Genomic DNA, 14,465 nt, shown 5'->3' with positions numbered 1-14,465 from the left:
TTCAGGGCGTGGCGCGGCGGTAGAAGGCCAGCGAGCCGGCCAGCGCCAGCAGCATCGCGCCGCAGGTTCGGTCGATCCAGCGCGCGGCACGTGCGGTCAGCAGCTGCATCGCCTTGGCGCCGACGAAGGCGTAGACCAGCATCACGGCCATGTCGAGGCCCGCGAACAGCACCGCGATGATCGCGTACTGCATGCCCTGTGGCGAGGCGGGATCGATGAACTGCGGCAGCAGCGCCGAGCAGAACAGGTAGCCCTTGGGATTGGTCACAGCCACCAGGAAGGACTTGAAGAAGACCTGGCGGCCGCTGCCCGGCGCGGCGGCCGCGCCCTCGGCGGGCCGCTCGAAGCTGCCGCCCTTCGAGCGCAGCATGCGGATGCCGAGCCAGGCGAGGTAGGCCGCGCCCACCCACTTGAGCATCGAGAACCAGAATTCCGAGGCCGCGAGCAGCGCGCCCAGGCCCAGCGCCACCGCGCCCACCAGCACGAAGTCCGACAGCATCGCGCCGAACATGCCCGGCAGCGCGCCGCGCACGCCGCGGCGCGAACCGTTGCTCAGCGCCAGCAGCACGGTGGGGCCGGGCGTGGCGATGGCGGCCAGGGCCACGATGCAGAACAGCAGGGCGGTGGTGAGCGTCATGGTTTCTCGCGGGCGGAATCGATGGAAGGGTTCAGATCTTCTTCACCAGCACCTGGCTCTTGCGGTCCCAGTTGTACTTGCGCTTGCGCGCCTCGGGCAGCCAGTCGGGGTTGACCTGCTGGAAGCCGCGCTTGAGGAACCAGTGCATGGTGCGGGTGGTGAGCACGAACAGGCTCTCGATGCCCATGGCCTTGGCGCGATGCTCGATGTGCTTGAGGATGCGTTCGCCGTCGCCCTGGGCCTGCGATTGCGGCGAGACGGTGAGCGCGGCCATTTCGGCGGTCTTGGCCTCGGGATAGGGATAGAGCGCCGCGCAGCCGAAGATCACGCCGTCGTGCTCGACCACCGTGTACTGGTGGATGTCGCGCTCGATCTCGGTGCGGTCGCGCTTGACCAGCGTGCCGTCGCGCTCGAAGGGCTCGATCAGCTGCAGGATGCCGCCGATGTCGTCCACCGAGGCCTCGCGCAGGCTCTCGAGCTTCTCGTCGATCACCATGGTGCCCACGCCGTCGTGCACGTAGATCTCGAGCAGCAGCGAGCCGTCGAGCGCGAACGGCAGGATGTGGTTGCGTTCCACGCCGGCCTTGCAGGCCTTCACGCAGTGCTGCAGGTAGAAGGCGGTGTCGGTCGGTTTCTGCGCAGGCGGCAGCGCGGCCAGCAGCTTCTCGGCGGCGTCCAGCGGCAGCTCGGTGTCGATCGGGTTGTCCTCGCTCTCGGGCAGCTCGCTGTGGATGCGGATGCCCGGGGTCTCGGTCAGGAAGATCAGCTTGTCGGCCTGGATCGAGATCGCCACGCTGGTCGCGACTTCCTCCATCGTGAGGTTGAAGGCCTCGCCGGTGGGCGAGAAGCCGAACGGCGACATCAGCACCATCGCGCCGAAGTCGAGCGTGCGGCGGATGCCGGCCGAGTCGACCTTGCGCACCAGGCCCGAATGCTTGAAGTCCACGCCGTCGACCACGCCCACGGGGCGCGCGGTGATGAAGTTGCCCGAGATCACGCGCACCGTCGAACCGGCCATCGGCGTGTTCGGCAGGCCCTGGCTGAACGCGGCCTCGATCTCGTAGCGCAGCTGGCCCGCGGCTTCCTGGGCCGAATCGAGCGCCACCGCGTCGGTGATGCGGATGCCGTGCGAGTACTTGGCCTCGTGGCCCTTGGCGGCGAGCTGCTCGTTGACCTGCGGGCGGAAGCCGTGCACCAGCACGATCTTCACGCCCATGCTCTGGATCAGGGCCAGGTCCTGCGCGATGCTCTGGAGCTTGCCGGCCGCGATCGCCTCGCCCGCGAGCCCGACCACGAAGGTCTTGCCACGGTGCGTGTGGATGTAGGGCGCGACGGAGCGGAACCAGGGCACGAAGGTGAAATTGAAGACGGTCGACATGGGGCGTGATTGTGCATTCTTGGGCGCGTTTTGGTGCAGCGCATCAGGCCAGGGCGCGCAGCAGCCGCGCGGCACCCCCGGCCGGCGGCGTGCCGCGGGCCTTGAACGACGCGAGCTGGGTGGCGTAGGCGTCCAGCGGTTCGACCTCCGGCGCGGCCGGCGGGCCCGCCGTGGCGAGCGGCAGGCCGAGCAGCGCCGCGAGTTCGGCCGGCGCGATCGAGCCCTGCGCCATCAGCGCATCGACCACGGCCAGGAAGGCCGTCGCGTGCGACTCGATCAGCTCGAGCGCGCGGATGTGCTCGCGCGCCAGGATCTGCTCGATCTCCCGGTTGGTGGCGGCCACGTCGGTGTTGAGGTTGTCGTTGGCGTCGGTCGTCACGTCGGTGCGGCTCCAGCGGCTGCCGAAGGCGTGGTGCCGCACGTGGCGCGCCGCGGTCTCGGTGGCCTGCGCCAGGTCCTGCTCGGCGCCGGTGGTGGCGCCGGCATCGCCGAACACCAGCCGCTCGGCCGCGCGGCCGGCCAGGCTCACGCAGATGCTGTCGAGCGTGTTCTGCTTCGACCAGGCCTTGCGCTTCACGTAGCTGTTGTAGCCGCCCTCGAACGAGGCCACGTTGATGCGGATCTCCTGCGGCGCGCGGCCAAACAGCAGCGCATAGACCAGCCCGTGGCCGGCCTCGTGCACCGCCAGCAGCGCGCGGAAGTCGGCGTTGGCGCGCTGCTTGAGCCGGTTGAGCTCGAGCACCACCGGGAACTCGCGCCGCGCGAGGCGAAAGCGCGCCACCATCTTCGCCTGGCCCTGCGCACCCTGCGATCCATCGCCCGCGTCCAGCATCAGCCACACCGGCTCGGCGCCGTTGGCGCCCTGTTCGAGCGCCCAGAGCGCCGCGTTGACCAGCGTTGCACTGAGGATCGCGTGGATCGACGAGAACAGCGGCCGCGTGCCCTGCGCGGGGAACACCGCGTTGGCGTAGATCTGCTCGTAGACGCTGGCGTCGAGCACGAAGCGCACGCCCGAGCTCTCCTGGATCTCGCTCACGTAGCGGTCGCAGATCGAGAGGATCAGGCGCACGTAGGTCGCGCGGTCGAACGAGGGATAGATCACGTGGTTGTTGCCCAGCCGCGCGATCTGCTCGGGCTTGAAGCGTTCGGCCAGCGCCTTCTTGACGTCGATCAGCGAGAGCTTCTTCGTCAGTGCGTGGAAGATGTCGGCGTCGGTGTCGCAGTCCTCGACCCGCTTGGCGGTCTCGGCGTACATCTCGTCGAGGTTGCCCGAGACGAAGACCAGCAGCTTCGAGTAGTCGGTCTCCCAGCTTTCCTGCGAGGCGCGGAAGGCGCGCAGCCGCTCCTGAATCTCGGCCGGCTTCCAGGTCATGATGTCGAGCAGCGATTCGCGCAGCTTGAGGCAGCGCTTGAACTCCTGCGCCTCCCACGGCGACAGCTGAAGCCGGCGCTTGCGGCGCGGCTTGCCGTCCTTCTCGTCGTCTTCTTCGTCGTCCTCGTCCACGCTCTTGCGGTCCTGGTCGTACTCGGCCCAGGCCAGCGAGGACTCGATCTCGCCGAGCACCGACAGCGAGGGCGGCAGGCGGCCGTCGGACAGCAGCGCCCAGACGTCCTGGTAGCGCTCGACCTTGGCTTCCTTGCCGTGTTTGTCGACGGTGCGAAAGCGCTGGAACTCGTCGAGCACCAGGATGCCGCGCTCGCCCTCGGCGATGCCCGACTCGGCCAGCATGGCCGAGATCGAGCCGGCGCTGCGGTGGCCCGAGCCGTGGCTGAAGCCGTCCATCTGCACTTCGATGAAGCGGTCGTAGAAGCCCAGGTGCTGGGCCAGGCGGCGCACCAGCTGCGTCTTGCCGGTGCCCGTGAGGCCCCAGAGGCAGATCACGACCGGGCGGCCGATGAGCTGCGGCAGCACGTACCAGGCGCGCAGGGAATCGATCACGCGATCGATGATGTCGTCGATGCCGAAGAGCTCGGTCTTCAGCGAATGGGCCACGGCCTGCAGGTGGCGCGAGCGCTCGGCGAGCGTCGCATGCAGGTCGGAATGGATGTCGTTGGACATGGCGGTGTTTTTCTTCTTCGGATGATGTTTCGGGAGACGGGAACGCGGCCGCTTCCCCGCGAACGGGGAGAGGCTGCATGCGATGCGCTGGTCGGGATCAGGGCGGCGCGCTTCGGACTGCTGCCGAAGCGCGCGGGCGGCGTTCCGTGAAGGAGAACGCGGCGCGCGCGGGCTTCGTCAGGCCGGGCGGGTCGACTTGACCCCGCCACGTGCACTCACGTGGCCTGCGCGCAAACGCAGCGAGGGGGGGACAAGGATGGTGGTCATGGCCGCGATCGTAGCGGCGCGGGCTCGCGGCGTAAAGAATATTTACGCCGCGGTGTGGATGTGATGCAACATCCAGCGCGCGCGCCGATAATCGACGGTTTGCCCGAAGAGAACGGGCGCCTGCGCTTGCGACCCCCTCCCTTGACGACCACGACGACTTCCTCCCTTCGCATCGACTTTCCCGAATCGCTGCCGGTCTCCGCCCGGCGCGACGAGATCATGGCCGCCATCCAGGCGCACCAGGTGGTGATCGTCTGCGGCGAGACCGGCTCGGGCAAGACCACGCAGTTGCCGAAGATCGCGCTGGCGCTGGGCCGCGGCAAGCTCAACGCCGAGCCCGGCAAGGGCCGCCTCATCGGCCACACGCAGCCGCGCCGCATCGCCGCGAGCTCGGTGGCCAAGCGGATCGCGGAAGAACTCAAGACGCCGCTGGGCGACGTGGTCGGCTTCAAGGTGCGCTTCCAGGACCGCTTGTCGCGCGATGCCTCGGTCAAGCTGATGACCGACGGCATACTGCTGGCCGAGACGCAGACCGATCCGCTGCTCAAGGCCTACGACACCATCATCATCGACGAGGCCCACGAGCGCTCGCTGAACATCGACTTCCTGCTCGGCTACCTGCGCGAGATCCTGCCGCGCCGGCCCGACCTCAAGGTGATCGTGACCTCGGCGACCATCGACGCCGACCGCTTCGCGCAGCATTTCGCCTCGGCCAAGGGGCCGGCGCCCACGGTGTTCGTGTCGGGCCGCACCTTCCCCGTGGAGCAGCGCTACCGGCCGTTCGAGGAATCGCGCGACCACGACCTCAACGACGCCATCGCCGACGGCGTCGACGAGCTCTGGCGCGATCCGCACCACGCGGGCGACATCCTGGTCTTCCTGCCCGGCGAGCGCGAGATCCGCGAGGCCGCCGACCACCTGCGTCGGCACCTCACGCACCAGCCGCTGTACCGCAATGCCGAGGTGCTGCCGCTGTTCGCGCGGCTGTCGCAGGCCGAGCAGGACCGCATCTTCGACGGCCACACCGGCCGGCGCATCGTGCTGGCCACCAACGTGGCCGAGACCTCGCTCACCGTGCCGGGCATCCGCTACGTGATCGACGCGGGCACGGCGCGCGTGAAGCGCTACAGCTTCCGCAGCAAGGTCGAGCAGCTGCTGGTCGAGCCGATCAGCCAGGCCGCCGCCAACCAGCGCGCGGGCCGCTGCGGGCGCGTGGCCAACGGTATCTGCATCCGTCTCTACGACGAGAAGGACTTCGAGGGCCGGCCGCGCTTCACCGATCCCGAGATCCTGCGCTCGTCGCTCGCGGGCGTGATCCTGCGCATGAAGTCGCTGCGGCTGGGCGACGTGTCGCGCTTTCCCTTCCTCGAGGCGCCGTCGCCGCGCGCCATCGCCGACGGCTACCAGCTCCTCAACGAGCTCGGCGCGGTCGACGATGCCAACGAGCTGACCGCCACCGGCGCCGAGCTCGCCAAGCTGCCGCTCGACCCGCGCGTGGGCCGCATGATCCTCGAGGCCCGTTCGCGCGGCGCGCTCGAGGAGGTGCTGGTGATCGCCTCGGCGCTCAGCGTGCAGGACGTGCGCGACCGCCCGATGGAAGCGCAGCAGCAGGCCGATCAGGCGCATTCGAAATTCGACGACGAGAAGAGCGAGTTCAGCGGCTACCTGCGGCTGTGGAAGTGGATCGCCGACGCGCGCGGCGGCCACGGCGACAGCCACAAGCTCAGCAACCGCCAGTACGAGCAGCTGCTGCGCCAGAACTTCGTCAACGTGCGCCGCGTGCGCGAATGGCGCGACATCCATTCGCAGCTGCTCACGGTTGTCACCGAGCACAAGTGGCGCATCAACGCCGAGCCCGCGGGCTACGAGCCGCTGCACCTGTCGATGCTGGCCGGCCTGCTCGGCAACGTCGGCTGGAAGCTCGAGGACGACGAGGCCTACCTCGGCGCGCGCGGCATCAAGTTCTACAAGCATCCCGGTGCGCACCTGAAGAAGAAGCCGGGGCGCTGGATCGTGGCGGCCGAACTGGTCGAGACCACGCGGCTGTTCGGCCGCGGCATCGCCAACATCGAGCCGCAGTGGCTCGAGCAGGTGGGCGGGCATCTGCTGAAGAAGCAGCTGCTCGATCCGCACTGGGAGAAGAAGACTGCGCAGGTGGCCGCGCTCGAGCGCGCCACGCTCTACGGCCTGGTGGTCTACAGCGGCCGGCGCGTCGACTTCACGCGCGTCGACCCGGTCGCCGCGCGCGAGATCTTCATCCGCGAGGCGCTGGTCGGCGGGCAGTGGGAGAGCCGATTCCCGTTCCTCGCGGCCAACCGCAAGCTGGTGCGCGAGGTCGAGGGCCTCGAGCACAAGTCGCGCCGGCAGGACGTGCTGGTCGACGACGAGCTGATCTTCGCCTTCTACGACGCGCAGCTGCCGGCCGACGTGGCCAGCGGCACGACCTTCGAGAACTGGTACCGGCAGGCCTCGAAGGAGCAGCCGCGCCTGTTGTTCCTCTCGCGCGACGAGCTGATGCGCCACCAGGCGGCCGGCATCACCACCCAGTCGTTCCCGCCCACCTTGCGGCTCGGCGGCGTGGACTGCGCCGCGAGCTACCTGCACGAGCCGGGCGACGCCAAGGACGGCCTCACCGTCAGCGTGCCGCTGTTCGTGCTCAACCAGGTCAGCGAGGAGCGCTGCGAATGGCTGGTGACGGGCATGCTCAAGGACAAGATCCAGGCCTTGCTCAAGAGCCTGCCGCAGCGGCCGCGCTCGCGGCTGGTGCCGTTGCCCGAGTCGGCGGCGAAGCTGGCCGAGGCGCTGTCGGAGCCCGAGCTGTTCGGCACCGGCTCGCTGACCGACGTGCTGCTCAAGCGCGTGCGCGACATGACCAGCATCGACGTGAAGCGCGCCGACTTCAAGCTCGACATGCTGGCGCCGCACCTGTTCATGAACCTGCGCGTGGTCGACGAGCACGGCCGCCAGCTCGGCATGGGGCGCAACCTCGGCGCGCTCAAGGCCGAGCTCGGCGCGAAGGCGCGCGGCGCGTTCCAGGCGCTGGCCGGCCTCAACGTGAAGGCCTCTTCCGAACCCGCCAAGGCGCCGGCGCCCGATAACGCGCGCCGTGCCCAGGAGGCCGCGCCGGCCGCGCCCGCCACACCGGTGCTGCCGGCCGGCCAGCGCTACACCGCCTGGAGCTTCGGCGAACTGCCCGAGCTGATGGAGGTGCGCCGCGGCGCCCAGTCGCTGGTGGGTTTCCCGGCGCTGCGCGACGAGGGCGACGCGGTCACGATCGAGGTCTTCGACGAGCCCGCGGTCGCGGCCGCGAAGCACCGCGCGGGCCTGCGCCGGCTGTTCGCGCTGCAGCTGAAGGACGCGCTCAAGTACCTCGAGAAGAACATCCCCGACCTGCAGAAGATGGCCGTGGCCTATATGCCGCTGGGCACGGCCGACGAGCTGCGCGCGCAGATTGTCGAGGTCGCGATCGACCGCGCCTTCCTGCAGGAGCCGCTGCCGGCCGACGAGTTCGCCTTCAAGCGGCGGCTCGACGAGGGGCGCGGACGGCTGACCCTGATCGCCAACGAGGTCGCGCGGCTGGCCGCGACGATCCTCGCGGAATACGCCGCGGCCGCGCGCAAGATCAAGGACACGAAGATCCAGCCCGAGTCGGTGCAGGACGCCGCGCAGCAGCTGCAGAAGCTGGTCGGCAAGCGCTTCATCGCCGATGCGCCGTGGACGCAGCTGCAGCATTTCGCGCGCTACCTCAAGGCCATCGTGCTGCGGCTCGACAAGCTGCGCGGCGACCCGGCGCGCGACACCGCGAAGCTGGCCGAGCTGCGCCCGCAGGAGCAGCGCTATTGGCGGCTGGTGGCCGAGCGCAAGGGCGTGGTGGACGACCGCATGCTCGAGTTCCGCTGGCTGCTCGAGGAACTGCGCGTGAGCTTCTTCGCGCAGGAACTGCGCACGCCGCAGCCGGTGAGCGTGAAGCGGCTCGACAAGGCCTGGGCGCAGTTGCAGGCCTGAGGGTTCTTTCGACGCTCCAAAGAAAAAGCCCGCTGTCGCGGGCTTCGTCCGAAGAGGCCTCGGCCTCGTCATGAAGGGCGAGGCGGCATGCCGCCTCGCCCGCGCGTCATATCCTGCCCATCAGCACCAGGATGATCACGATCACGAGCACGAGGCCAAGACCGCCGCTGGGACCATAGCCCCAGGTACGGCTGTGTCCCCAGCTCGGCAGCGCGCCGATCAGCAGAAGGATCAGGACGATCAGCAGAATGAACGAGAGCGACATGTTTTCTCCAGGGACGTTGTTATCGAGCCTCAATGCTCGTGACCCCGGGGTGCGCGCAGCGCAAGAGAGCCGCGCCTTCGCCGGTCAGGACTGTCCTACCGTGGGCGTCGGCGCCCGCGCCGGGTGGGCTGCTCCGGTGTAGCCGCCGCGGCGATGGCGAGCACCAGCACGACCACCAGGAAGGCCGTGCCGATGGCACCGAAAACGATCGACATGCCCCAGAGCGAGAAGAAGCTGTCGATGCGCGCGTTGCGCGGATTGCCGGGCGCATGCAGCACCCGCACCGCCTCGCCGACTTCGTAGGAGGGCGGGTTGCTGCTGGTCGAGGACTCGAAATCGATCGTCTCGCCCGCGGCCGTGCGGAAGCGCACGCGCGGCTTCCAGGTGCCGTCGCCGTCGTCGTCCGACTCCACGTGCAGCAGGTCGATCACCTCGCCCTGCGCGTGCACCGCGGACCGGATGAAGTAGACGGTGTGGGCCGCCACGAGCAGCGCCACCACGAACAGGGCCGCGCCGACGCCGCCGAAGACCTTCTGCAGGGTCCGAAGCTGGGGATTCGCCATGGCGCGTGCCTCCTTCAGCCGCCGCGGTGCGATGCGCCCGCGGCGAAATCGCCGAGCAGGCCGCCGAGGCTCGCGAGCAGCAGACAGAAGGCGAGGAAGCCCACGGTGCGCAGCAGGCCGAGCAACGCCTGCCGCCAGGGCCGCGTGCGCAGGAAGAACACGGGCACGCCCAGCAGCGGGAACACGCCCGCGAACAGCGCGATGCGCCCGCGCGGCACCTGGCCGCGCGCGAGCAGGTCGGCGCGGCACCAGGCGTAGCACAGTGCGGTGATCAGCGGCATGTGCAGCATGTCGACGGCCGAGTACTGCCGGCCCGGCAGCAGCGGCACGAAGGCGTCGGCCACGCCGGCGGCGAAGAAGGACAGCGCCAGCGCGCCGAGGATGAGCCGTGGCGCCTTCATCGCGTGCGGTCCCGTGGCCCGGCGCCGATCGATGGGCTCAGAGCTTGGCGAGCCGGTCGAGCGCGGCGACCAGCGTCTCGTCCTTCTTGGCGAAGCAGAAGCGCACCACGCGCTGGTCGAAGCCGTCGCCGTAGAAGGCCGACAGCGGGATCGCCGCCACGCCGATCTCGCGCGTGAGCCAGAGGCAGAAGTCGGCTTCGGAGAGATCGCTGACCGCAGAGATGTCGACGCACTGGAAGTAGCTGCCTTCGCTGCGCAGCAGCTTGAAGCGGGTCTTGGCGAGGCCGGCGGCGAACAGGTCGCGCTTGCGCTGGTAGAAGGCCGGCAGCTCGAGGTAGGGCGCGGGGTTGGCCATGTAGCGCGCCAGCGCATGCTGCATCGGCGTGTTGACGGTGAACACGTTGAACTGGTGCACCTTGCGGAACTCGGCCATCAGCGGCGCCGGCGCGGCCACGAAGCCGACCTTCCAGCCGGTGACGTGGTAGGTCTTGCCGAAGCTGCTGACGATGAAGCTGCGCGCCGCCAGGCCCGGGAAGCGGGCCACGCTCTCGTGGCGCGCGCCGTCGTAGACCATGTGCTCGTAGACCTCGTCGGCGATCACGAACACCTCGGTGGGCGCGAGCAGCTCCTCGAGTCGGCGCATCTCGGCCTCGGTCCACACGGTGGCGCTCGGGTTGTGCGGCGTGTTGACGATGATCGCGCGCGTGCGCGGGCTCAGCGCGGCCGCGATGCGGTCGAAATCGGGGCGGAAGGTGCCCGGCACCAGCGGCACGCGCACCACGCTGCCGCCCGCGAGCTCGATGTTGGGCACGTAGCTGTCGTAGCAGGGCTCGAGCACGATCACCTCGTCGCCCGCGCGCACCACCGCGAGGATGGCCGTGATGATCGCCTGCGTGGCGCCCGCGGTCACCGTGATCTCGGCCGCGGCGCTGTAGCGGTGGCCGTAGAGCGCCTCGATCTTGGCCGCGATCGCCTCGCGCAGCGCGGGGATGCCCGGCATCGGCGGGTACTGGTTGTGGCCCGCGGCCATGGCGGCCGTCACGTCCTCGAGCAGCTGCGGATCGCAGTGGAAATCGGGGAAGCCCTGGCCCAGGTTGACCGCGTTCTTCTCGGCCGCGAGCGCGGACATCACGGTGAAGATGGTGGTGCCGACGGCGGGCAGCTTGGTCGCGATCTCGGGCGTGCGGGGGGAAAGGGCGGTGCTCATGGTGGGATGCGTGGGAGGAAAGTCGGGACGAGCGCGTGAACCTCGGCGGGCGCTCAGAGTTCGTAGTCCTGCTGGTGGCCGCTGAGGGCCTTGGCGATCAGGTTGCGGTCGAGCCGGTCGGACAGCAGCTCGGCGAACTTGAACACGAAGTTGCGCAGGTAGGCGCTGCGCTTGAAGGCCACGCGCGCGATGTTCTGGCCGAACACCTGGCCCATCGGGCGCACCACGAGGTCGGCATTCGATTCGTCGCGCACCGCCATCTCGGCCACGATGCCCACGCCGAGCCCGAGGCGCACGTAGGTCTTGATCACGTCGGAGTCGATGGCTTCGAGCGCGATGCGCGGCGCGAGCTTCTTCTGCGCGAAGGCATGGTCGATGCGCGTGCGGCCGGTGAACGAGGGGTGGTAGGTGATGATCGGCTCGGACGCCAGGTCCTCGAGCGAGATGCGCTCTTTGGTCGCCAGCGGATGTTCCTTGGGCAGCACCAGCACGTGCTGCCACTCGTAGCAGGGCAGGGTCACGAGCTCGGTGTAGTCGGCGAGCGATTCGGTCGCGATGCCGATCTCGGCCACCTCGTCGATCACCATGCGTGCCACCTGGTCGGGCGAGCCCTGGTGCAGGCTCACGTTGACCTTGGGGTAGGCCTCGCGCAACTTGGCCACCGGCACGGGCAGCACGTAGCGCGCCTGCGTGTGGGTGGTGGCGATCGACAGCGTGCCGCTGTCCTGTGCGCTGAACTGCTCGCCGATGCGCTTGAGGTTGCCGACCTCGCGCATGATCAGCTCGATGCTCGCGATCACGTGCTGGCCCGGCTCGGTCACGCGCTTCAGACGCTTGCCGTGGCGCGCGAAGATTTCCACGCCGAGTTCTTCCTCGAGCTCGATGATCGCCTTCGACACCCCGGGCTGGGAGGTGTGCAGCGCCTTGGCGGCCTCGGTCAGGTTCAGGTTGCGCCGCACGGCTTCCTGAACAAACTTGAACTGGTGCAGATTCATATCAAATTCCGTCTTATTGCGGAATTTATTATGCCTTCGGAATCTATGGAAATTGCCTAATGTTCAGATTTCCACCGCAATTCGGGCCAGCAGGTCGATCACCTGCGGCGATTCCCCCACGGTGGGCGCGAGCGTGAAGGCCAGCGCCGGCCATTCGGCGCGCAGCGCGTCGAGCTGGCGCGGGATGTCCTCGCGTGCGTGCTTGCCCATGCCGAGGAACAGCGGCACCACGCGGATCGCGCGGGCGCCTTCATCGACCAGCGCGGCGGCCGCGGTGCGCAGGTCGGGCTCGGCCAGTTCGAGGTAGGCGCAGCGCACCCGGACCTCGGGGGACAGCGCGCGCGTTCGCACCGCCACGGCCTCGATCGGCTCGCGCCAGCGCGGGTCGCGCGAGCCGTGCGCCAGCAGCACGATGCCCTGCACCGTCGGCGTGGCCATCAGCGTCTGAGCACCAGCCAGCTGAAGGCCGCCAGCGACATCACCGAATAGATGAGCCCGGGCGCCGCCGCCGTGATCCAGGGCGACCAGTTGCTCAGGTTGCCGAGGTAGCCGAACACGTTGTTCAGCAGGAAGAAGCTGATGCCGATCATCACGCCGCCGAACACGTAGGTGGTGATGCCGGCCTGGCGGAAATGCAGGTAGGCGAAGGGCAGGGCGAGCACCACCATCACCAGGCAGGACAGCGGATAGAACACCTTGCGCCAGAACTCGATCTCGTAGCGCTGCGCGGTCTGGCCGTTGGCGTCGAGGTGGCGGATGTAGTCGAACAGGTCGATGGTGCTCATGCGGTCGGGCCGCAGCAGCGCCACCGAGACCATCTCGGCCGTCAGCGAGGTCGGCCAGTTGAGCTCGGCCATCCGGGTGGTGGCGACATGCGCCTTGCCTTCGGCGGCGCGGGTGTCGTAGTCCTGCTGCTCGATCTCCGACAGCACCCAGTAGCCGCGCTCGATGCGCGCCGTGGCGGCGGTCATCTGCTTGCGCAGGTAGCCCTTGTCGTCGAACTCGAAGATGCGCGCGGTCTTGAGCCCGCCGTTGCGCGAGATCGACAGCACGTTGACGGCGTAGGACGCCTTGTCCTGCCGCTCCTTGAGCCAGGCGCCGGTGTTGCCCACGAAGGTGAAGGTGCCCTGGTAGCGCGATTTCACGAGCTGGGCGGCGCGCTCGGCGGCCGGCGCGAGGTAGTCGCCCACCGCGAAGGTCAGCACCACGAAGCCCAGGCCCAGCACCAGCAGCGTGCGCAGCGCGCGCCAGGGACCGAGGCCGCTGGTGCGCAGGATGGTGTATTCGGAGCTCTGTGCGAGCCGCGCCATCACGAAGATGCAGCCGATCAGCACGGTGATCGGCAGCAGCTCGTAGAGATGGCTCGGCAACAGCAAGGTCACGTAGAGCAGCGCCTGCGCCGGCCCGTAGGCCAGGCTCTCGGGGCGGCCCACGGCCTGCAGCTCGTCGACGAAGTCGAAGAAGAAGAACAGGCTCAGGAAGCCGAGGGTCACGAAGGCCACGGCCTTCAGCGCCTCGATGTAGATCAGGCGGCGGATGGTTCTCATGGCGTGGGCTCCAGCCGGGCGGTGGATGGCGGCGGGGTGGGGCCGGAGGCCCGGCCGCCGCGGCTCTTGCGGCGCGCCCAGTTGTTGTTGCGCAGCGTGAGCCACGAGATGGCGAACAGCGCCACGCCGCCGTGCAGCAGCAGCATGAAGCCGCCCATGCCGTAGCGGCCCGAGCTGATCCAGCTCTGGCCCAGGTTCAGCAGGTTGTAGTAGATGACGAAGGCGAACAGCGCGAACAGCAGGTTGCCGCTGCGGCCCACGCGCGGATTGACGCTGGAGACGGCCAGGGCCAGCAGCACGAAGTTGATGGCCGCCAGCAGCATGCCCACGCGCCAGGCGAGTTCGCCGCGCGCCGCGGTTGCGTTGAAGTCGCCGAGCAGCGACAGCGTGGTGCGCGCGCGTGGCGGCGTGGCGTCGCTGGTGCCGGCGGCGCTGCCGCCGGCGCGCGTGCCGTAGGTCTCGAACTCGCTGATCTTCAGGGCGCCGTTGGGCAGCAGCGGGCGCTCCAGGCGCTGGCCATTGCTCAGCATCAGGTAGCGCGAGTTGCCGAGCGTCTCGATGCGGCCGCTGCGCGCCGAGGTCGTGATCTGCAGGTTGCGCTCGACCGACCAGATGAAGACGTTGGTGGCGGTGGCGCTGTCGGCGGAGTCCTTGTCGATGAAGAACACCCGCAGCCGGCCGGCCGATTCACGGAATTCGCCGGGCGACACGCGCTCGAGGTCGCCGCGCTGCTCGTACTGCTGGCGCATGCCCATGGTCTGCGAATTGGCCCAGGGCCAGCCGATCAGCGCCATGGCGGCGATCAGCAGCAGCACCGGCCAGGCGAAGCGGAACAGCGGCTCGACGAAGTCGGACAGCCCGCGGCCGCTGGAGAACCAGATCACCATCTCGCTGTCGCGGTACATGCGCGACAGGGTGCCGACGATGGCGATGAACAGGCTCAGGCTCAGGATGGTCGGCATGTAGCCGAGCACCGTGTAGGCCATGACGAGGAACACTTCGGACGGGTTCACGCTGCCCTTGGAGGCCAGTCCGAGCGTACGGATGAGCATCATGGTCATCACGATGGTGACCAGGACCACGAGGGTCGCTCCGAAGCTGCGCGACAGCTCCTTGCGTAGGGAAGAATGGAATAACATCG

12 protein-coding genes are annotated in these 14,465 nt (G+C 68.9%); 1 reads left to right on the top strand and 11 read right to left on the bottom strand.

The genetic code is table 11. The features are described 5' to 3' along the window. Position 1: 1 nt before the first annotated feature. Genes AC07RV_RS10490 through AC07RV_RS10480 form a run of 3 tightly spaced genes read right to left on the bottom strand, consistent with a single transcriptional unit; the run spans position 2 to position 4,074 of the window. Positions 2-637, bottom strand: a complete 636-nt coding sequence (locus AC07RV_RS10490) for a LysE family translocator (protein WP_296787808.1) — start codon at positions 635-637, stop codon at positions 2-4. 31 nt (positions 638-668) lie between these two features. Beyond that, a complete protein-coding gene (gene argA / locus AC07RV_RS10485; RefSeq protein WP_093341712.1) occupies positions 669-2,015 on the bottom strand; it encodes an amino-acid N-acetyltransferase in 1,347 nt (448 codons plus the stop codon). A gap of 43 nt (positions 2,016-2,058) precedes the next feature. Then, the gene (locus AC07RV_RS10480; RefSeq protein ID WP_296787810.1) at positions 2,059-4,074 is read right to left on the bottom strand and encodes an AAA family ATPase; all 2,016 of its coding nucleotides are present in this window, start codon (positions 4,072-4,074) and stop codon (positions 2,059-2,061) included. 486 nt (positions 4,075-4,560) lie between these two features. On the opposite strand from AC07RV_RS10480, the gene hrpA reads away from it, so the two are divergent. Beyond that, on the top strand, positions 4,561-8,346 hold the full coding sequence (gene hrpA / locus AC07RV_RS10475; protein WP_296788000.1) for an ATP-dependent RNA helicase HrpA: 3,786 nt from the start codon (positions 4,561-4,563) through the stop codon (positions 8,344-8,346). Positions 8,347-8,452: 106 nt separating this feature from the next. Here hrpA and AC07RV_RS10470 read toward each other — a convergent pair whose 3' ends face one another. The 8 genes from AC07RV_RS10470 to lptF form a co-directional block, all read right to left on the bottom strand. Beyond that, the gene (locus tag AC07RV_RS10470) at positions 8,453-8,611 is read right to left on the bottom strand and encodes a DUF3309 family protein (RefSeq protein WP_082321553.1); all 159 of its coding nucleotides are present in this window, start codon (positions 8,609-8,611) and stop codon (positions 8,453-8,455) included. 95 nt (positions 8,612-8,706) lie between these two features. After that, positions 8,707-9,174, bottom strand: a complete 468-nt coding sequence (locus AC07RV_RS10465; RefSeq protein WP_296787812.1) for a DUF3592 domain-containing protein — start codon at positions 9,172-9,174, stop codon at positions 8,707-8,709. A gap of 14 nt (positions 9,175-9,188) precedes the next feature. Further along, entirely contained in the window at positions 9,189-9,575 is a 387-nt protein-coding gene (locus AC07RV_RS10460) for a rard protein (RefSeq protein ID WP_208507897.1), read from the bottom strand. 37 nt (positions 9,576-9,612) lie between these two features. Beyond that, the gene (locus AC07RV_RS10455; RefSeq protein WP_296787814.1) at positions 9,613-10,782 is read right to left on the bottom strand and encodes a pyridoxal phosphate-dependent aminotransferase; all 1,170 of its coding nucleotides are present in this window, start codon (positions 10,780-10,782) and stop codon (positions 9,613-9,615) included. 53 nt (positions 10,783-10,835) lie between these two features. Beyond that, positions 10,836-11,777, bottom strand: coding sequence for a CysB family HTH-type transcriptional regulator (locus AC07RV_RS10450; protein ID WP_093341723.1), 942 nt, complete (start codon positions 11,775-11,777; stop codon positions 10,836-10,838). A gap of 63 nt (positions 11,778-11,840) precedes the next feature. Next, positions 11,841-12,215: a sirohydrochlorin chelatase gene (locus AC07RV_RS10445; RefSeq protein ID WP_296787817.1), complete on the bottom strand. Its 375-nt coding sequence runs from the start codon at positions 12,213-12,215 to the stop codon at positions 11,841-11,843. Next, the gene (lptG, locus tag AC07RV_RS10440; protein WP_093341727.1) at positions 12,215-13,324 is read right to left on the bottom strand and encodes an LPS export ABC transporter permease LptG; all 1,110 of its coding nucleotides are present in this window, start codon (positions 13,322-13,324) and stop codon (positions 12,215-12,217) included. Before lptG ends, AC07RV_RS10445 begins: the two co-directional genes overlap by 1 nt. Beyond that, positions 13,321-14,463 (bottom strand): LPS export ABC transporter permease LptF, encoded by a 1,143-nt coding sequence (gene lptF, locus AC07RV_RS10435; protein ID WP_093341729.1) that lies wholly within the window; start codon positions 14,461-14,463, stop codon positions 13,321-13,323. Before lptF ends, lptG begins: the two co-directional genes overlap by 4 nt. Positions 14,464-14,465 lie beyond the last annotated feature (2 nt).

It is taken from the genome of Variovorax sp. GW821-FHT09B01, assembly GCF_059418345.1.
This window is presented reverse-complemented; position numbering and strand designations above follow the sequence as displayed.